Annotated in this window: 21 protein-coding genes; 20 read left to right on the top strand and 1 reads right to left on the bottom strand. The window is 69.4% G+C overall.

The genetic code is table 11. From position 1 onward, the window contains the following. The first annotated feature begins 85 nt into the window (after positions 1 to 85). The 8 genes from FXO23_RS12120 to FXO23_RS12085 all read left to right on the top strand — a co-directional run bounded on the left by FXO23_RS12120 (position 86) and on the right by FXO23_RS12085 (position 3,636). Positions 86 to 1,426, top strand: a complete 1,341-nt coding sequence (locus FXO23_RS12120) for a phage major capsid protein (RefSeq protein WP_158884021.1) — start codon at positions 86 to 88, stop codon at positions 1,424 to 1,426. Positions 1,427 to 1,489: 63 nt separating this feature from the next. Then, positions 1,490 to 1,714, top strand: a complete 225-nt coding sequence (locus tag FXO23_RS12115; protein ID WP_158884019.1) for a hypothetical protein — start codon at positions 1,490 to 1,492, stop codon at positions 1,712 to 1,714. A gap of 4 nt (positions 1,715 to 1,718) precedes the next feature. Continuing rightward, positions 1,719 to 1,931: a hypothetical protein gene (locus FXO23_RS12110; RefSeq protein WP_158884017.1), complete on the top strand. Its 213-nt coding sequence runs from the start codon at positions 1,719 to 1,721 to the stop codon at positions 1,929 to 1,931. Beyond that, positions 1,909 to 2,442 (top strand): mobile element protein, encoded by a 534-nt coding sequence (locus FXO23_RS12105; RefSeq protein ID WP_158884015.1) that lies wholly within the window; start codon positions 1,909 to 1,911, stop codon positions 2,440 to 2,442. Before FXO23_RS12110 ends, FXO23_RS12105 begins: the two co-directional genes overlap by 23 nt. After that, positions 2,439 to 2,783 (top strand): head-tail adaptor protein, encoded by a 345-nt coding sequence (locus tag FXO23_RS12100; RefSeq protein ID WP_158884014.1) that lies wholly within the window; start codon positions 2,439 to 2,441, stop codon positions 2,781 to 2,783. Before FXO23_RS12105 ends, FXO23_RS12100 begins: the two co-directional genes overlap by 4 nt. Next, the gene (locus tag FXO23_RS12095; RefSeq protein ID WP_158884012.1) at positions 2,783 to 3,049 is read left to right on the top strand and encodes a hypothetical protein; all 267 of its coding nucleotides are present in this window, start codon (positions 2,783 to 2,785) and stop codon (positions 3,047 to 3,049) included. The genes FXO23_RS12100 and FXO23_RS12095 overlap by 1 nt, the downstream gene beginning before the upstream one ends. A 12-nt stretch (positions 3,050 to 3,061) precedes the next feature. Beyond that, positions 3,062 to 3,244, top strand: a complete 183-nt coding sequence (locus FXO23_RS12090; protein WP_158884010.1) for a hypothetical protein — start codon at positions 3,062 to 3,064, stop codon at positions 3,242 to 3,244. Continuing rightward, positions 3,241 to 3,636: a hypothetical protein gene (locus FXO23_RS12085; RefSeq protein ID WP_158884008.1), complete on the top strand. Its 396-nt coding sequence runs from the start codon at positions 3,241 to 3,243 to the stop codon at positions 3,634 to 3,636. The genes FXO23_RS12090 and FXO23_RS12085 overlap by 4 nt, the downstream gene beginning before the upstream one ends. A gap of 35 nt (positions 3,637 to 3,671) precedes the next feature. Here the strand turns inward: FXO23_RS12085 and FXO23_RS12080 are convergent, their stop codons facing one another. Then, on the bottom strand, positions 3,672 to 4,049 hold the full coding sequence (locus tag FXO23_RS12080; protein ID WP_158884006.1) for a hypothetical protein: 378 nt from the start codon (positions 4,047 to 4,049) through the stop codon (positions 3,672 to 3,674). A 300-nt stretch (positions 4,050 to 4,349) separates the two neighbouring features. On the opposite strand from FXO23_RS12080, the gene FXO23_RS12075 reads away from it, so the two are divergent. The 12 genes from FXO23_RS12075 (at position 4,350) to FXO23_RS50735 (ending at position 17,006) form a co-directional block, all read left to right on the top strand. Continuing rightward, positions 4,350 to 4,946 carry a phage tail tube protein gene (locus FXO23_RS12075; protein WP_158884004.1) on the top strand — a complete coding sequence of 199 codons (597 nt, stop codon included), beginning with the start codon at positions 4,350 to 4,352 and terminating at the stop codon, positions 4,944 to 4,946. A gap of 84 nt (positions 4,947 to 5,030) precedes the next feature. Further along, positions 5,031 to 5,387, top strand: coding sequence for a hypothetical protein (locus tag FXO23_RS12070; RefSeq protein WP_158884002.1), 357 nt, complete (start codon positions 5,031 to 5,033; stop codon positions 5,385 to 5,387). Between the two features lie 83 nt (positions 5,388 to 5,470). Continuing rightward, on the top strand, positions 5,471 to 5,758 hold the full coding sequence (locus tag FXO23_RS12065; protein WP_158884000.1) for a hypothetical protein: 288 nt from the start codon (positions 5,471 to 5,473) through the stop codon (positions 5,756 to 5,758). 25 nt (positions 5,759 to 5,783) lie between these two features. Beyond that, entirely contained in the window at positions 5,784 to 10,697 is a 4,914-nt protein-coding gene (locus FXO23_RS12060) for an aggregation-promoting factor C-terminal-like domain-containing protein (RefSeq protein WP_158883998.1), read from the top strand. Positions 10,698 to 10,712: 15 nt separating this feature from the next. After that, positions 10,713 to 11,480 (top strand): hypothetical protein, encoded by a 768-nt coding sequence (locus FXO23_RS12055; RefSeq protein WP_158883996.1) that lies wholly within the window; start codon positions 10,713 to 10,715, stop codon positions 11,478 to 11,480. Between the two features lie 12 nt (positions 11,481 to 11,492). Continuing rightward, the gene (locus FXO23_RS12050; RefSeq protein WP_158883994.1) at positions 11,493 to 12,911 is read left to right on the top strand and encodes a hypothetical protein; all 1,419 of its coding nucleotides are present in this window, start codon (positions 11,493 to 11,495) and stop codon (positions 12,909 to 12,911) included. 16 nt (positions 12,912 to 12,927) lie between these two features. Then, positions 12,928 to 14,025 (top strand): DUF5047 domain-containing protein, encoded by a 1,098-nt coding sequence (locus FXO23_RS12045; protein ID WP_158883992.1) that lies wholly within the window; start codon positions 12,928 to 12,930, stop codon positions 14,023 to 14,025. A gap of 16 nt (positions 14,026 to 14,041) precedes the next feature. Next, a complete protein-coding gene (locus FXO23_RS12040) occupies positions 14,042 to 14,266 on the top strand; it encodes a hypothetical protein (RefSeq protein ID WP_158883990.1) in 225 nt (74 codons plus the stop codon). 22 nt (positions 14,267 to 14,288) lie between these two features. Beyond that, positions 14,289 to 14,609, top strand: coding sequence for a hypothetical protein (locus tag FXO23_RS12035; RefSeq protein WP_158883988.1), 321 nt, complete (start codon positions 14,289 to 14,291; stop codon positions 14,607 to 14,609). Positions 14,610 to 14,686: 77 nt separating this feature from the next. Next, entirely contained in the window at positions 14,687 to 15,001 is a 315-nt protein-coding gene (locus tag FXO23_RS12030) for a hypothetical protein (RefSeq protein WP_158883986.1), read from the top strand. Next, positions 14,998 to 15,831 carry a hypothetical protein gene (locus tag FXO23_RS12025; RefSeq protein ID WP_158883984.1) on the top strand — a complete coding sequence of 278 codons (834 nt, stop codon included), beginning with the start codon at positions 14,998 to 15,000 and terminating at the stop codon, positions 15,829 to 15,831. Before FXO23_RS12030 ends, FXO23_RS12025 begins: the two co-directional genes overlap by 4 nt. A 428-nt stretch (positions 15,832 to 16,259) precedes the next feature. Further along, entirely contained in the window at positions 16,260 to 17,006 is a 747-nt protein-coding gene (locus tag FXO23_RS50735) for a hypothetical protein (RefSeq protein ID WP_179956747.1), read from the top strand. The last annotated feature ends 1 nt before the right edge of the window (position 17,007 follow it).

Genomic DNA, 17,007 nt, shown 5'->3' with positions numbered 1-17,007 from the left:
CGACCCCGCCCACGGGGTTCGCCAGCAGCGCGAGGAACCGCCTCGATTCGTCTGCGCGCACCAACGCACACGAACTGAGGAACCCATGAGCGACAAGATCGCGCGGCTTACCGAGGAACTGAAGGCGCACCTGGAGAAGGCCAACGCCATCGCCGTCAAGGCCGATGACGAGGGCCGAGACTTCACCGACGAGGAGCGCGCCGAGGTCACCGAGTCCATGCGCAAGGCGCAGGAGGTGAAGAAGGCGCTCGACACCGCGAAGGCCGACAGCAACGTCCGCGCGGCCATTCAGGACCTCGGGGACGCCGTGGGCCTGATCGACGGTCAGGCCGAAGCCAAGGACCGGCGGGCACAGGCCGAACAGGACGGCTACCGGTCCGGCACGGCCAGCATCGGGGAAACGTTCATCACCTCCGAGCAGTACCAGGACCTGCTCAAGTCCGCGCCGAACGGGATGTTCGCCAAGGACATGCGGGTCCAGTCCCGCCCGGTCGGCTACAAGGAACTCGTGACCGGGGCGTCCCCGACCTCCGGCGGCGCGTTCCGCACCGAGGACTACCGGGGCGTCCTGGTCGGCCCGGAGCAGTTCTTCCGGCCGCTCACGTTGCGGCAGCTCGTGACCGGCGGCACCACGACCTCCGACCAGATCGAGTACACCCGCATCACGGGCTGGAACAACCGGGCCGCACCGGTCCCGGAGGCCGTCACGTCCGCGCCGGTCGGGTCGGGCGAGCCCGCGGTCACTCCCACGCAGGCGGGCGTGAAACCCGAGTCGGGCTTCTCCACGGTGCGGGTCACCACGCCCGTGCGGACGATCGCGCACTGGATTCCGGCGACCAAGCGCGCGTTGTCCGATGCCGCGCAGGTGCGCACGCTCATCGATTCGTTCCTGGAGACCGGGCTCGAGGAAGAGCTTGAGGACCAGATGATCGCCGGGGATGGGATCGGCGAGAACTTCGAGGGTCTGGCCAGTGTGTCCGGTACACAGACCCAGCCCGCCGTGCCCGATCCGGCCGGGAAACCGGCCGGGTTCGGCAAACTGCTCGCGGTGCGCCGGGCCAAGACCAAGATCCGCACCGTGGGCCGCTCGGTCGCCAACGCGGTCGTCATCCACCCGAACGACCTCGAATCCCTCGACGAGATCTCGGACAACCAGGGGCGGTTCTACGGGGACGGCCCGTTCGGCGCGAACCTGGCGCAGCGGCTCTGGAACCTGCCCGTGGTCGAGTCCGAGGCCGCGATTCCGGGAACTCCGTGGGTGGGCGACTTCCGCAAGGCGATCTTGTGGGACCGCCAGCAGGCCAGCCTGACCGTGACCGACAGCCACGCGGATTTCTTCGTGCGGAACCTGGTCGCGATCCTGGCCGAGATGCGCGCCGCGTTCGGCATCATCCAGCCGTCCGCGTTCTGCAAGGTCACCCTGTAACCCGCGCCGATGCCCGACCCGATCGGTTGCCCCGTCTGCGGAAGCCACGATTTCTCGTGCGGGATGACCACGACCACGGTCGGCGTCGACGAGCGAATCGAGGAGGCGCCAGCCATGGCGGAACTACGCGAGTACCGCGTGACCGTGAACGGGTACGAGACCACCATGAATCTGTCCGAAGAGGATGCTGCCCGGCTCGGCGGCACCCTGGTCGAGAACGAGCCGGAGGCCAAGCGCACCGACGCGCAGACCAAGGCGCGGACGGCGCGCAACAAGACCGGCGAGTAGGGCGATGCCCGAGCTGGACGGCCAACTCACCCCGGCCCAGCAGGTCCGGTGCGCGTGCGTGTCCGCCGCCGCCCGCGCGGTCCCGGGCGAGGCGCCCCTGACGGACGACCTGCTCGCGATCGCGCGCTACGTCGAGACGGGCCTGATCTCCGGCGATTCCGCCGGCAGCAGCTCCGGCGCGGAGGGCGACGACCATGCCCCTTCCGCTGCTGGCTGACCCGGCCGTCGTCGCCCGCTGGACCGGCCGTGACGTCGACGACGCCGCCGTGACCGATGCCGTGGCCTCGGCGTCGGCGCGGTTCCGGGGCGAGGTGCGCCATCCCGTGTCGCGTGTGGCCGACGAAGAAGTGTGGCTCGACGGGACCGGCGGGACGGTGCTCACGCTCCCGGCCGCGCCCGTGGTGGCCGTGACCACGGTCGAGGTTGACGGCCAGCCGGTCACCGATTTCACCTGGTCACGACAGGGGCAGCTCCGGCGGGCGACCGGCTGGCCGGACGAGCTGGACGTGGTGCGCGTGGTCTACACCCACGGGTACGAGCCGGTCCCCGAGGACATCGCGGACGCGGTGATGACCGAAGCCCGGTACCTGCTGACCGTGCAGCCCGGCATCTCGGCCATGACCGTGGGCGGCGAATCGCTGTCCTTTTCGTCCCCGGCCGGGACCATGCCCGAGTCCTGGACACGCGCGGTGGACCGCTATCGGCTCAACCGCGGGGACCTCCCGTGATCTTCGGCGACACCATCACCATCGTCCGGCCGCTGGTCACCCAAGACCGGTACGGCTCGGACGTGCTGGACTACGCGGCCGGAACCCGGCAGGTGGTCAACGGGGTGTGCGTGCAGCCGCGCTCGTCGACCGAGAGCAGCGCCGATGCCCGGGACATGGTGACGACCGGCTGGCGGATCTACACCCCGGCCGGAATGGACCTCGACGTGACCCCGGTCGACCGGATCGAGTGGGCCGGTCGCACCTGCGAAGTCATCGGGGAGATCGCGCGCTGGCCGCACCCCATCCGGCTCGGTGCGGTGCACCACTGCGAAGTCGACATTCAGAAGGTGAGCGGCTGATGGCTCTGTCCCACCGCGAATTCCGCAAGCTCATGCGCCTCCCCGGGCTGCGCGCCCGGCTCCGGGGCGTGGCCGAGCAGGTCGCCGACCGCACCCGCGCCAACCTCGCCGCCGCCGGAGTGGACGCGGAGGTGACCGTGGAGGAAGGCATCCGCCCGAGGGGCCGCAGCTACGCCCGGGTCACGCACACCGACAAGTTCGGTGAGTTCGGCACCGAAGACGTTCCCCGCCATCGCGCGCTGGGGCGCGCGATCGGCAGCAAGTAGAAGGAGTCCACTGTGGCCAAGGTGATTATCGCGTTCGACCGCGATGACACGCGGGTCGGCAAGACAATCGACCTGGACGACGACCAGGCGGCCGTCCTGGTCAACGAGGGACGCGCCCGCTACGTCGGCGACGAGAACGACGCGAAGACCGGCGCCCGCAAGATGACGCCGCCGGGCAAGGCCGCTGAGAAATGATCGACGTTGAGGCCCTGGTCGTGGCCTGGCTCGCCGGGCGCCTCGACGGAATCCGCGTGGTGGCCGAGCTGCCCGCGCGGTTCGAGCAGCAGCTCCCCACGGTCCAGGTCACCTGCCTGCCGGGGCCAAAGCAGGGTCGTCCGTGGAACCACGGTCGACCGCTGCTGTGGCGTCCCCGAATCGACCTCGACGTGTACGCCACGACCCGCGCCGCCGCAACGGATCTCGCCACGCAGGTCTCCGGGCACCTGCACGACCTGATCGGGCAGGGCAACCAGTGGGGCCACGTCACCGACGTCGCCGAGCCCGCCGGTCCGGCCTGGCGCCCCGACTACAACCCCTCGGTCCGCCGAAGCGGGCTGACCACCGAACTCACCATCCGGGCTGACTAAATCGCCGCCTATTGCGGGAAGGTGCTCAAGTAGCTTTAACCAGTGGCGCAGACAGCATATGCGGCAATGGTCCCACCAGGCACGTCGATCTTGGCTGCCCAGGTGTTCGGTCGCGAAAGAGAAGGCGCATTTGCTTTGATGTAGGCGTCATATGACTTGCCGCCAATGACAGGGCCGGACTGAACGCCATCAGACGCGTAGCCGCCGCCGATGAGCGCGGTTCCGTCCGGACATTTCGCGAAAGACAATTCATTGGTCCCAACATCGTTCCCTTTGACGATCTTGGGAGGTGTGGGGGCCTGTGCCGGAGCCGCCGTAGAGGTAGCAGCGTTGCCGACAAGGTAACCAGCAGCACCGAAAGCAGCGATTGCAAACCCAACAGCGATCCGCTTCGTCACCGTATTGACTGTCATGACATTCTCTCCCGTGCCCTGTGAGACTCGCTCTAATCCGAGGACATGTGGAACGAACATAACAGCGCGATGACGTTCGTTTGAAGGATATTCACGTATTCGTGGATGTAAACCTTCGATTGGCCGTACCTGCTAGACGGTGGGTTAGCTCGGCTCTGCGGCGCGCGTGGTACGCGACGCCACGTATCCGGTACTCGATCGTGTACGCGAACACAGAGGGACAGCATTCAGCCTGGCCCTGCCATCACTATCCGCACCCCGCTCGCTCACCCGGGGCTCCGCATTTCAAGGGAGATACCCGTGGCTTTGAACTCTGCTCTCGCGCGCCTGGGTGTGACCGGGGCGCTCTACGTCGGCCCCCTGGGGACCACCGCGCCGAGCGCGACGGCGATGACGCCGTGGGACGCGGCGATGAGGGACCTCGGCTACATCAGCGACGACGGGATCGTTGAGGGTAGGGATGAGGACAAGGAGGAGTTCACTCCGTGGCAGTCCGCGACCCCGATCCGGGCGGAGATCACGAAGTCCACGCAGACCTACCAGGCCACGCTCTGGGAATCGAAGTTCGACACCATCAGCTTGTTCTACCGCGTCGGGCTGGCGGACATGAAGCAGACCGGCACCGGCAAGGACGCTGTGGTGTCCTTTGTGGAGGAAGGTAAGCCGGACCGCGACCTTCGATGCTTCGGCATCGACGTCATCGACGGTATCTACCACCGCCGCATTTTCCTGCCCATGGCCGAGGTGTCCGAGCGCGGCGAGATCACCTACAAGTCCGACACCCTGATCGGGTACGAGGTGACCATCACCGCCTACCCCGGCTCGGACGGTTACTCCGCCCTGCGGGTCTACAAGGAAGGCTGGGAGCTTCCGACAGCTCCGCCTCCGGCTGGCTGACCCGCCCCCGAAGCGGGGACCGATGTGGACATGTGGTGAGCGGTCCACATCGGTCCCCTTCCCACGCTCACCGACGCTCACCAGATGGAGAACACCACCGTGGCCACGATCGACATGGACGCGATCCTCGCCCAGCGCGAGGAAGCCACCGGCTCGGCCGACACCTTCTCGTTCACGTTCAAGGGACAGGAGTGGGTTTGCACCGACCCCATCACCGCGGCCGACGACTGGAAAGACGGGCTGCTCGATCTGGACAACGACGTCGAGGTCGCGGAGTACTACCTCGGTGAGGACCAGTACGCGCGCTTCGTCGAAGCCGGGGGCCGCGCCGGGTACGTGATTCTGGCGATCAACCAGTACATGCAGCAGATGCGGCAGGAGAACGAGGAGGGACGCCCTACACGGCGGCGGACCTCCTCGGCGAAGCGCCGGAAGCGATAGAGGCCGCCCTCTGCGCCACCTACGCACCGCGTAACCCGATCGCGGAGTACTGGCGCGGACAGATCACCCTGCGCCACCTCCGCGTGCTGATCGAACACCTCCCGCCGACCAGCGCGTTCCACCGCGCGGTGCACGGGCATTCCTGGACCGACGTGGAATATCTGCTCGCGATCGTGGCGGACCGGCTGGCCGAGAACACGTTCGTCACCGGACGGGCCGGACAGATGAAAGGGCTGCACCGGCCCAAGCCGCTCGCGCGCCCCGGCGAGGAGGAGCAGGGCCGCATCGGCGACCGGGGCGAGCACTCCACCGAGGACGTGGTGCTCTACCTCGACCAGTTCAAGCCCGATCGGACACCACTGGCTTCCTGAAACACCCCGCGGGGAGGTGTCCAGGATGGCCGAATCCGGCGAGGCGTACTGGGTCGAAGTCCTTCCCTCGGCGCGGCGCTGGGGAACCATGCTCGCCAAGGAAGCCTCCGGCGCGGGCAAGCGGGCCGGGGACCAGCTCGCCAAGGAGCTGGACGCGGCCTCGGCGAAGGCCGGGCAGTCGGCCGGCCGGAACCTCTCCGATGGGCTGGCCGCCGCCGAGGCCGAGGTCAAGAAGATCGGCACCCAGCTCCAGGCCGCCCGGGACAAGGAGGCCGACGCGGCCGGGCGGGTGCGGGTCGCCGAGCAGCAGCTCAACGAGGTCCGCGCGAACTCGAACGCGCGGGCGTCCCAAGTGGCCGCCGCCGAAGAACGCCTCGCCGCCGCGCAGCGCAACCACGCCGCGACGCAGCAGCGGGTCACCACGGTCACCGAGGACTACGAGCGGGCGCAGCGCAACGCCACCGAGGCCACCGAAGCCATCAAGGTCTCGGGTGAGGACTCCTCGGTGGCGATGGACAAACTCAGCAAGGCGCTGCACTCCGTCGATGACGTGAACCTGCGCCGGGCGCACAAGTCCATGATCGGTTTCGGTGCCGGGGCCTACAGCGCTGCCGCAGCCGTGTCTCTGCTGGGGCACGCCGCGCTCGGTATGTCCGGGTTCGCCTCCGCGATCGGCACCGCGTCCGGGGCCGCGCTGATCCTGCCGGGCGCCGCGTTCGCCGGGGCCGCCGCCGTGGGCACGCTCGCCCTTGGTGTGAACGGCCTGGGCGACGCGATGAAAGCCGTGGCCGAGGGGGACGCGAAGAAGCTCGACGAGGCGCTGAAAGGCATGGCACCCTCGGCCGCCGCCGTGGTGCGGGAGCTGGCCGCCCTGAAACCGCAGTTCGACGCGATGCAGGACGCGGTGCAGCAACGCCTGTTCGAAGGCGTGTCCGCGCAGCTCCGCCCGCTGGCCAATCAGTACCTCCCGATGGCGAACCGCGAGCTGACCGTCATGGCCGCCGGGTACAACGCCGCCGCGCTGCAAGCCATCGCATTCGTCCGCGAGGCCCGCACAGTCAACGACGTCAACGCCATGCTGGGCAACTCCAACACGGCGATGCGCGAGCTGGGCACCGCGACCGTGAACCTGCTGCCCGCGTTCCGCGACATCGCCGCCGTGGGAAGCGAATTCCTGCCCAACCTGACCGGCGGCGCCGCACTGGCTGCGCGCTCGTTCAGCGACATGATCGCCCGGATGCGGGAGTCCGGCCAGCTCCAGCAGATCATGATCAACGGGCTATCCCTGCTCGGGGACATCGCGATCGTGGCAGGAAACCTCGGCTCGATCCTGGCGTCGGTGTTCCACGCGGGCGCGACCGCCGGGGGCAGCTTCCTCGACACCCTCAAGTTCCTGTCCGGCGAGCTGGCCGCGTTCCTCAAGACCCCCGAGGGATCGGCCGCCCTGCTCACGTTCTTCACCACCGTGCATGACGTGGTGGTCGGGCTCTCGCCCGGCCTGCGCGCGGTCCTCGGGGCACTGGCCCAAGGGGTCGTGATCCTCGGGCCGAGCGTGCCGCCCCTGGCGAACGCCTTCTCGGCCGTCGCCGTCGCGCTCGCCCCGCTGCTGGTGGACGCCGCCTACCTCGCCGCCGACCTGATCCCGAAACTGGCGGCGGGGGTCCAGTTCTTGGCCCCGGCGCTCGGGCCGCTGCTGGCCGCCTTCGGGGCCGGGGTCCTGGCGATGCGCGCCTGGTCGCTGGCCATGCGCGGCATGATGTTCGTGTCCACTGTGGTCAGTGTCGTGCAGGCGCTCACCACCGCGCAGCACGGGCTCAACGCGGCGATGCGGGCCAACGTCATCGGCCTGATCGTTACCGCGATCGCCGCGCTGGTCGCCGGGTTCCTCTACCTGTGGAACCACTCGGCCGGGTTCCGGGATTTCTGGATCGGGATCTGGGAGGCGATCAAGGCCGCCGTCCTGTTCGCCTGGCAGAGCATCCTCAAGCCCGCGTTCGACGGAATCGTTGCGGCGCTGCGGTTCCTCGGTGACATCGCGACATGGCTGTGGGTCACCGTCCTCCAGCCGACGTTCTCGTTCATCGGCCAGGCCGCCGGAATCCTGGCCGCGATCCTGACCACGGTCCTGATCGGGCCTTCGGTGCTGGCGTTCCAGGCGCTCGCCGCCGTGGCGACGTGGCTGTGGGACACCGTGCTGCAACCCGTGTTCTCCGCGCTGGGCGCGTTCTTCGGCTGGCTGTGGAACACGCTGCTCAAGCCTTACTTCGACGCCTGGGTGTTCGTGTTCACGCTGATCGGCAACGGAGCGATGTGGCTGTGGGCCAACGCGCTCCAGCCCGCGTTCTCCGCGATCGGGTCGTTCCTGGGCTGGGTCTGGAACACGCTGCTCAAGCCGTACTTCGACGGCTGGCTGTTTGTGATGCGGCTGGTCGGCGACGCGGCGACCTGGCTGTGGGACCACGCGATACGGCCCGCCTGGGATGCCATCACGGGCGCGCTGTCCTGGGCCTACGACAACGTGATCAAGCCCGTGTTCGGCTGGTTCAAGGACCGGATCGACGACGCCAAGCGCGGTTTCGAACTGTTGCAGGAGACCACGAAGCGGGTGTTCGACACCATCGTGGGCTTCATCAAGCCACCGATCCAGTTCGTGATCGATGTCGTCTGGAACAACGGCCTGCGCCGGGTGTACAACGCCGCCGCCGCGCTGATCCCCGGCGTGAACGAACTGCCCGAACTCCGTCTCGCCCGAGGCGGAGTGATCCCCGGATACGCACCGGGGCGGGACACGGTGCCCGCGCTGCTCTCGCCCGGGGAAGCGGTGCTCGTCCCGGAGCTGGTGCGCGTGATCGGCCCGGCCACGATCCTCGCGGCCAACGCCGCCGCCATGTCCGGCCGGGCGTACTCGCGCGGCGGACTGGTCGGCCGGTTCGCCGAAGGCGGGATCGTCGGCCCCGCAACCGGAACGGCCGGGGCCGCTGCCGCGACCACGGCCACCGCCACGAACCCGGCCGCGTCCACAGCTGCCACCGAGGCGTTGAACGTGGCCTCGGCGGCGCTGGCCGAGACGGTGAACACGGTCCTCATCCCGGCCGTGCTCGTCCTGGAACAGCACACCGGAGTGCTGCTCCCGCAGGCGAACACGCAGCTCGGGATGAGCCTGGCCACGCTGCAACTGAACGCGATGACCGTGTGGACCGCGATCACCAGCCACATTGTCTCCAGCGACACCGCGCTGACCCTGCGGCAGTGGCAGCTCCAGGCCGATCTGGCCACCTCGTGGAACGTCATCGCCGCGTCGGTGTGGGGTTCGGTCAACGCGCAGAACAGTGCGTTCGGCGCCTTGCATGGTGGGCTCGCCGCCGTGCGGGACGCGGTGAGCTTCACCGCGGGTTGGGTGCATGACCGCTTCGCTGAGATGCAGGGGCACGCGGCCCGGCCGGTGTCGTGGATCTTGGCGTGGCCGGTGAACGCCGGGCTCGTGGCCGCGTGGAACAAGTTGAACGCGGACTTCTCCCTCGGCAAGTTCGTGCCCCCGGTCCCGATTCCGTTCGCCTCCGGCGGCCCGGTACCCGGCTCAGGCAACACCGACAAGATTGCGGCGCTGTTGACCCCTGGCGAGTACGTCTTGCCCAAGCGAGTGGTGGAGGCGTGGGGCGTCGGCAACATTCGGGCCGCCCATGTGGCCGCGCTGCACGGGAACTTCCCCGGTCTGGAAGGACTGCTCGGCGACGACATTCACCGCGCGCAGGTGGTTCCCGGCTACCAGTCGGGCGGACTGGTAGCGGACACGGGCTCGGCGATGAACGCGGCCATTGCCCGGGTCGTGCAGTTCGGCCGGTCCATGCATGGCCGCCCGTACGTGTGGGGCGGCTCCTCGACGGCCGGAACCGACTGCTCGGGCTGGCAGGCCATGCTCAAACGGGCCGCACTCGATCAGCAGCCCTATGACCGGCGGGAATGGGCAACCGGCGGTGTGAGCCCCGGCAGCCCTCCCCCGGGGTTCGTCAGCGGTATCAACGGCACGTTCGCGATCGGCGTGTCCCACGGACACACGGCCGGGACCATCGCCGGGATCAACGCCGAGTCCGGCGGCTCCCACGGCTATGTCGCGTTCGGCCCTCCCTCGGCCGGGGCCGACCACCCGCAGTTCCCCATGCACTTCCACATCGCCGAACTCGGCGGCCAATTCGTCTCGGGCGGAGGCGGGTTCGACCCACGAGCCATAGTGGACGCCGCGTTCGCCAACACCTACCGGATGGTCGACGACGTGACCCGGTTCTTCCCGGGCAACATCGCCGCTCAGCACGGACAAGGGATCACGCGGCAGGCCGCCGACCGCGTGAAGGAGTACGCGGTCGGGAAGCTGACCGAGCTGTACGCCAGCACCGCCCTGGGCGCGGGCTCGCCCGAGGTCGTGGCCGCCGTGCGGGCCGTGGCGACCCGCTACGGGTGGGGGAGCGGCCCGCAGTGGGACGCGCTGTCATGGCTGATCGGTCACGAGTCCGGCTGGAACCCGGCCGCGAAGAATCCGACCAGCAGCGCCCGCGGGTTGTTCCAGAAGATGGAGAGCGTTCACGGCCCGGTCGAACCGACCGCCGCCGGGCAAGCCGAGTGGGGGCTCCGCTACATCGCCAGCCGCTACCGTGACCCGCTCGGCGCGAAAGCGTTCTGGCAGGCGCACCACTGGTACGACGAGGGCGGCTGGCTCCAGCCCGGCTACACCCCGGTCTACAACGGCACCGGCAAACCCGAACTGGTGTTGCCGCACGACACCGCCCACAACGTCCTCGGCGCCCTCCAGCAGGCCAGCGAGCCCATGCGGATCGTCGGCGAGCTGTCCATCGCCGACGACGGGCTCAAGGTCTATGTGGACGGCCGGATCGAGGAACGGGACCACGCGACCGGCACCGCCATCGCGCGAGGCGTACGAATCTAGGAAGGCACAGCACCCGTGAGCTACGAGTACCGCGACGCCCGGAACTACTACTTCGGGACGCTGCTGAACGGGGCCTCGGTGTCGGACACCAGCCTGTCGGCCGCCGTGTTCGCCAGCCTGCCCGGCGGCTGGTACAGCTCGAACACCCCGAGCGTGTACATCCCGCTGGTGCTGGGCGATCCCGCGACCGGCAACCACGAGATCGTGTGGGTCATCGGCCACGAAGCCTCGTCCCAGACGGTCACTGTCCTGCGTGGACGCGAGGGCACCACCGCGCAGGCGTGGTCGGCGGGCACGCAGGTGGTGTCCGCGCCGACCGCCAACCGCGACAGCATCCCAGTGATCTCCTGGTCCGCCCTGCCTGGCGACGCGCACGTGGGGATGCGTGCCGCCGCGACGGACAAGGCGTACGTCGCCGAGAAGACGTATGCCTCGGGCTGGCAGGCCAGTTGCGGGGTCGCGCTTCCTGATCAGGTCGGCAAACTGCGGGGCGGCGCGGCGCCACCTTCCTCGGCGGCGATCGTGATGCGGGGCGGGCACAGCACCGCCACCACGAACTCGGGCGGCGAAGCCACGCACACCTTCCTTGCGCCGTTCCCGAACTCCTGCCTGGCTGTATGCGTGCTGCCCAGCGCCGATACCTGGATCGGGCAAATGCTGCTCGTGTCCGAAACCGCGTCCGGGTTCACGCTGCGCGCGTACCGGCCCGTCGACTTCAACACCTCCGTCCCGGTCGGGGCTGGCATCGCCCTCACCGTGTCCTACGTGGCTCTCGGGTACTGACGAGGTGGCGCGATGACCTACGCGCGTGACCCCTGGGCGCGGTCTCCCTACGGCGCCGGGACAGGGACGGAGAGCCCGCGACCGCCCGGCCAGGTCGAGCTGCCGCCGCCGATCCCCGGCGGGACCGCGACCTGGACCTACCTGGCCCACCCCGTCTTCGGGTGGGCGCGGCTCGGGTGGGCTGGGGGAGCGCCCGCGGTCACCTACCCCGGCGGCGGGGTGTCGATCGCCCCCGACCCCGAGCGGGGCGTCATGCGGGTCTCGGCGTGGTGGCCGAACGCGACAACCCTGCTACTGCTCCGCCAGCACCCCGACGCCAGCCTGCACCCGGTCCGGGGAGCCTGGCCCATCCCCGTCCCCGAACCGACCCGGAAGAACCACTGCCTCAACCCGTCGCTCGAGGCCGGTCTCCACGGGTACGTGCCCGAAGCCGGAAACCCCGCGCTCACCCGCATCACCAGCTCGGTGCCGCGCGGATCCGCCGCGCTGCGCGCCACCGTGGCCACTGGTAGGGCCTGCGGCATCACCGTGCCCGTGTCCCTGCCCGGCGGGCAGGACGTGACCGTGGGCCTGGACCTGCGGTTCCCGGAACGCCCGAGCACGGTGACCGTCCAGATCGGCTGGACCGACAGCGGCGGGGTCGCGCTCCCGCCGGCCGCCGCGACCCTGACCGCCGACGAGATCAACCAGTCGGTAGCCCAGTGGAGCCGCCACGTGCTGCACTTGCCCACCCCGGCCCAAGGCGTCGACCCCACGGTCAAGCTCATCGCGGACGGGCTTCCCGACTCCGGGGTGATGGACGTCGACGGCATCACCATCGAACGCGGCACCACGGACGGCTCGTTCTTCGATGGGAACACCCCAGGGGGCACTTGGCTCGGCGTCACCAACCTGTCCGCCTCGCTGTTCGCCGCCGTGCACACCATCGACGACGGCGAATGCCCCCTCGACACCTCGGTCCGCTACCTCGTGGCCAACCCCGCACCGACCGGCGGACGCATGATGTCCGGCCTGGCCAACCTGGACAGCCGAGGCCGCACCTGGCTGACCCACCCAGCCCATGTGGACCGACCGCTCGTCGTGCAGGTCGGCGCGGTGCCCGACCGGGAACGGGCGATCGACCAGGGCGTGTTCTACCCGCTGGGCGCGCAGTACCCCATCGTGGTGTCCTCGGCCCGCCGGAAAGCATCGACCGGCAGCCTGACCCTCGGCGTGTTCAGCTTCGCCGAGCGGGACCGCCTGCTCGGCTGGTTCGCCGACCTGCAACCCGTGCTGCTCCGTGCCCCCGGCGAGTTCGGCTACGGGCCGGGTATGTGGCTCGCGTTGGAATCCATCACCGAGTCGGCCGGGTCCCGCCGCGCCTACCAGCAGACGCGGCTGCTCACCATCCCTTTCCGGGAGGTCGCCGCCCCCAGCCCGCTCACGGTGTGACGAGGGGAGCGGGGCTGTGTGGTCGCTGTCCACCGCCGCACGGATGGCCCTCGGGCAAACCCACGCGATGCAGGCACGGGCCACCGTGTACAGCCCCGGGTACGGCGTGCTGGAACTCCCGATCTCCGGCGGCACGGTCGAGATCGACGCGACCAGCAAGGTCCGCCGCACAGCCACGCTGGACGCCGACCCGCGGTGGTGGCCACGCAGCCCGCGTGACCTGCTCGCCCCGTTCGGCTCGGCCTGCCAGATCGACTACGGCATCGTTCTGCAGGACGGCCGGGTCGAGTGGGTGCCCCTGATCTACGGCTACCTCGACGAGACCACCCGCACCCGGCCCTCGACCGCGGGCGGCGCGGTGTCGGTCAAGCTGGTCGACCGGGCGGCCAGGGTCGCCGAAGACCGGCTCGACGTGCCCGCCCAGACCATCCCGAACGCCACGGCCGTCTCCGAAATCGCGCGTCTGGCCCGCGAAACCCTCGGTACCGGTGTCGAGCTGGTCGACCAGACCGGCGCGGGCACCATCGCGCCCGTCATCGTGATCGAGCGGGAACGCTGGGACGCGGTGGAGAAACTGGCCGACTCCATCGGCGGCGAGGCGTTCTTCGACCCCCTCGGGCGGCTGGTCGTGCGCAAGCAACCCACCCTCGACGCGGTGCCGGTATGGACGGTACGGATGGGCGATGGCGGGAACCTGCTCACCGCGAAGGACAAGCTGTCCCGCGAGCTGGTCTACAACCGGATCGTCGCCTCCGGACAGCGCACGGACGGCGTGCCCGCCGTGTACGCCACCGCGACCGACACCACTAGCCCGGCCTACTACGGCGGCCCGTTCGGCAAGAAGCCCCGCTTCTACACCAGCGAGTTACTGACCACGGTCGCGCAGTGCCAGACGACCGCGGACTCCCTGCTCGCCCGCGTGCGTGGAATCGCGGCACAGATCGAGGTCGAGCTACTGGTCAACCCGGCGCTGGACGCCGGGGACGTGCTGATCGTCCTCGACCCCGACACCGGAGAAACCCGCCACATCATCGACAAGGTCTCGATCCCGCTAACCCCGGACGGCACGCAACCCATCACCACCCGATCCGACGAACTGCCCGCCGAAACCTGACAAACGGGGATGGCCGATGAACATCGCCGAAGCCGTAGCCCGCGTGATTGACCAAGCGCTCGCCTCGCGCCGGAAGGTCGGCACCGTCACCGGAGTCTCCGGAACCCGGGTGATCGTGTCCGTCCAAGGCGGCTCACTCACCCTGCCCCGGCTCGCCAGCTACACCCCAGCCACCGGAGACATCGTGCACATCGACGCGACCGTGCCCGGCGCATGGCTCGTACTCGGCAAGACCGCCTGACACGCAAAGGAGAAAACCCGTCATGGCCAACGCGCTCAGCGATGTCGCCGACCTCGCGGTCAACCCGACCTTCATGCGCAAGGTGCAAGCCGCAGCAGTGCGCACCGCGCGCAACATCAGCAGCGAAGACCAGACCGGCATGGACCCCGTACGGGCCGGGCAACGCCGCGACCTCGCCCGCCAGGTCCTCCAGGACTCGACACACTGGGCAGGCGCGTTCGCCTTCGCCATCGCCGCCGACGCCACCACCTCCACCGCCAGCACCGACGCCGTGATCATGACGCAGGTCGCCGCCGTATGGGACGGCATGATCGGCGCGCAATCCTCGCCGCCCGCCGAGTAGCCCGCGCACCAGCTCCTTCTCACCGGCCCGGGTAGCGCGGCGCCCGGCGCGACCCCCGTTCCCAGGGAGGCGCGCAGGTGCAGCTGCTCGCCGCCGACACCACACCCGCCGGTCCACCGTGGCTGGTCATCACCCTGGCCTGCGCCGCCGGGCTAGCCACCTTGCTCACGGCCGTGATGCCGCTGCTCACCGAGAAGGTGAAGCAACGCCACAAGCCCAGCGATCCGCCCCCGCCTCCAGTGCAGCGCGCGGACAAGGCGCTCGACCTCCTCGAACAGGCGATGACCGACCTGCGCGCCCAACTCGACCGATGCCAGCGCGAAACCGCGCGACTGCGCCGACTTCTGGAACGCCGCGCCACCAAACGAGCCCACCGCGGGGAGCAGACATGACCGACGACCACACCCGTGTCCCCGAGTCGCTGGCCGAGATCCGGCGCGGAATGCACGCGGCAGTCGAGCAAGCCCCGCGCCAGGCAGCCGAAGCCGCCCGCCACGAAATGCGCCGCTGGTGGGTATGGGCCGTGCTCGCCTCCTGCCTCGTCGCCCTGTTCGTCGGCGCCGCCGCCGGCCTCGGCGTGCTCAACCTCTACGGCAGGCAGGCCACCACGGACGCGGCCGTCGACGCCCTGCGCCACCAGGCCGAGACCTCCAAAGCCAGCGGCGAGGTTGCGAACGCCGAACTCGCCCGGCGCGGCCAAGCCCCCGTGCCGATCCCGCAGCCGGGAACCGGAGACGACACCGAAGTCCTCGTCAGCTCCGCCACCGCCCGGGTACTCGCCACGCTGCCCAGCACCCGGCCCGGCCCCGCCGAGCTGGGCCGGGCCGTCGCGGACTTCCTCGCACAGAACCCCGTCACCCCGGGAATGCCAACACCCCAGCAAATCAACACCGCGCTGGCCGCCTACCTGGCCACCAGCCCACCGCCACCCGGCCCTCCCGGAACCGCCGGACTGCCCGGCCCACCGGGACCGTCCGGAACCCCCGGAAGCGAAGGCACACCCGGCGAGCCGGGAGCCCCCGGACCTCCCGGCCCGGCCGGGCCGCCCCCGTCGCCCGAGGAGATCCAGGGCGCGTTCCTCGCCTACGTCCACAACAACCCCGACGCGCTGTGCCCGCGCGGGGGCACCTACTCCCAACTCCGGGTCGTCACCGTCGAGGGCGGCACGAGCGACACCTGGCAATGCGTCGTCGGAACCACGCCACCCCTTCCGACGAGATAGCTACTACAGGTAGATGTACAGGTCGAACCACGGAGGCGTGGGCGGCCAATACACAAGCCGACAGTCCCAGGCTTGCCAGCGCCCAGCGAGTCGGCCGTTCTCGCCGATTTCCCCGCAGGTTTCGCCGGACCAATACCAGTCGTAGTACACCCAGCGCGCTTGAGCGGACGCGTCCTGATTGTCCACTCGCTGTACGGACGAGTTGCTCGCCGCGCTCGCTGGACTCGCTGACACGGCCAACCCGGCGGCCATGGACAACGCGATGGCGGCTGCACCGACCAGCTTCTTAGCTTTCATCACTTCCCCCAACTCTTTTCGTGAACACGTATGCGGTCACGTCTTAAAAGCGTGCCGTGCCGTGTGCCCTCCCGTTTTCCCCTTGAAGCACGATTCCTCTCCCTCCCCAGAGGGATTAACGGAGGTGGGTAATGACGTGGCGTGTAGCGCGCGCCCTGGACACCCTGCTGGCCCAGCTCAACGCCAGGGCGCCGAACCGGTCCAAAGCGTCCGATGGGTCGATCGGCGACGTCGCCCACGCGAGCCGGAACTCCGACCACAACCCGTGGTACATCGTCAACGGCGTCGGCGTGGTGACCGCTCGGGACTTCACTCACGACCCGCGCGGCGGGCTCGACTGCCAGTGGCTCGCCGACACGCTGGTCCGCTCCCGCGACCACCGCATCAAGTACCTGATCTGGCAGCGCCGCATCCTCGACACCCGGCCGCAGTACCACCCATGGCAATGGAGGCCCTACAGCGGCTCGAACCCGCACACCAAGCACCTGCACATCAGCGTCCAGCCGAACGCGAGCTGCGACGACACGCGCCCCTGGAACCTCGGCACGGAGGACGACATGTTCAACGATGACGACCGCCGCATCCTGCGGATGATCAATTCGGACCTCGGCAAGGTGTACGACACGACCGGGGTCACCGCGGGCGCGTTTCTCGCGCGCCTGGCCAAGCTCTTCCCGCCGATCGACGACGCTGGGATCGCGAAGCGACAGGGCCATTCGGCCGGCGACCTCACCAACGCGGCTCATTCCGCGTGGGAGCACGCGATCTTTACGGCCTGGCCGCGCATCCAAGCGATCGAAGCAGCGCAGGCCGAACAGGGCCGCAAGCTCGACGCCATCCTCGCCGGGTTGGAGAAGCTCGGAGCGGCACGGCCGTAGC

The sequence above is a fragment of the Amycolatopsis anabasis genome, assembly GCF_009765355.1.
Lineage (GTDB): Bacteria > Actinomycetota > Actinomycetes > Mycobacteriales > Pseudonocardiaceae > Amycolatopsis > Amycolatopsis anabasis.
This window is presented reverse-complemented; position numbering and strand designations above follow the sequence as displayed.

Excerpts from the sequence above, each read along its gene's own strand:
- FXO23_RS12120 (WP_158884021.1), top strand. The coding sequence starts at position 86 with ATGAGCGACAAGATCGCGCGGCTTACCGAGGAACTGAAGGCGCACCTG.
- FXO23_RS12115 (WP_158884019.1), top strand. The coding sequence starts at position 1,490 with ATGACCACGACCACGGTCGGCGTCGACGAGCGAATCGAGGAGGCGCCA.
- FXO23_RS12110 (WP_158884017.1), top strand. The coding sequence starts at position 1,719 with ATGCCCGAGCTGGACGGCCAACTCACCCCGGCCCAGCAGGTCCGGTGC.
- FXO23_RS12105 (WP_158884015.1), top strand. The coding sequence starts at position 1,909 with ATGCCCCTTCCGCTGCTGGCTGACCCGGCCGTCGTCGCCCGCTGGACC.
- FXO23_RS12095 (WP_158884012.1), top strand. The coding sequence starts at position 2,783 with ATGGCTCTGTCCCACCGCGAATTCCGCAAGCTCATGCGCCTCCCCGGG.
- FXO23_RS12085 (WP_158884008.1), top strand. The coding sequence starts at position 3,241 with ATGATCGACGTTGAGGCCCTGGTCGTGGCCTGGCTCGCCGGGCGCCTC.
- FXO23_RS12080 (WP_158884006.1), bottom strand. The coding sequence starts at position 4,049 with ATGACAGTCAATACGGTGACGAAGCGGATCGCTGTTGGGTTTGCAATC.
- FXO23_RS12070 (WP_158884002.1), top strand. The coding sequence starts at position 5,031 with ATGGAGAACACCACCGTGGCCACGATCGACATGGACGCGATCCTCGCC.
- FXO23_RS12060 (WP_158883998.1), top strand. The coding sequence starts at position 5,784 with ATGGCCGAATCCGGCGAGGCGTACTGGGTCGAAGTCCTTCCCTCGGCG.
- FXO23_RS12050 (WP_158883994.1), top strand. The coding sequence starts at position 11,493 with ATGACCTACGCGCGTGACCCCTGGGCGCGGTCTCCCTACGGCGCCGGG.
- FXO23_RS12040 (WP_158883990.1), top strand. The coding sequence starts at position 14,042 with ATGAACATCGCCGAAGCCGTAGCCCGCGTGATTGACCAAGCGCTCGCC.
- FXO23_RS12035 (WP_158883988.1), top strand. The coding sequence starts at position 14,289 with ATGGCCAACGCGCTCAGCGATGTCGCCGACCTCGCGGTCAACCCGACC.
- FXO23_RS12025 (WP_158883984.1), top strand. The coding sequence starts at position 14,998 with ATGACCGACGACCACACCCGTGTCCCCGAGTCGCTGGCCGAGATCCGG.
- FXO23_RS50735 (WP_179956747.1), top strand. The coding sequence starts at position 16,260 with ATGACGTGGCGTGTAGCGCGCGCCCTGGACACCCTGCTGGCCCAGCTC.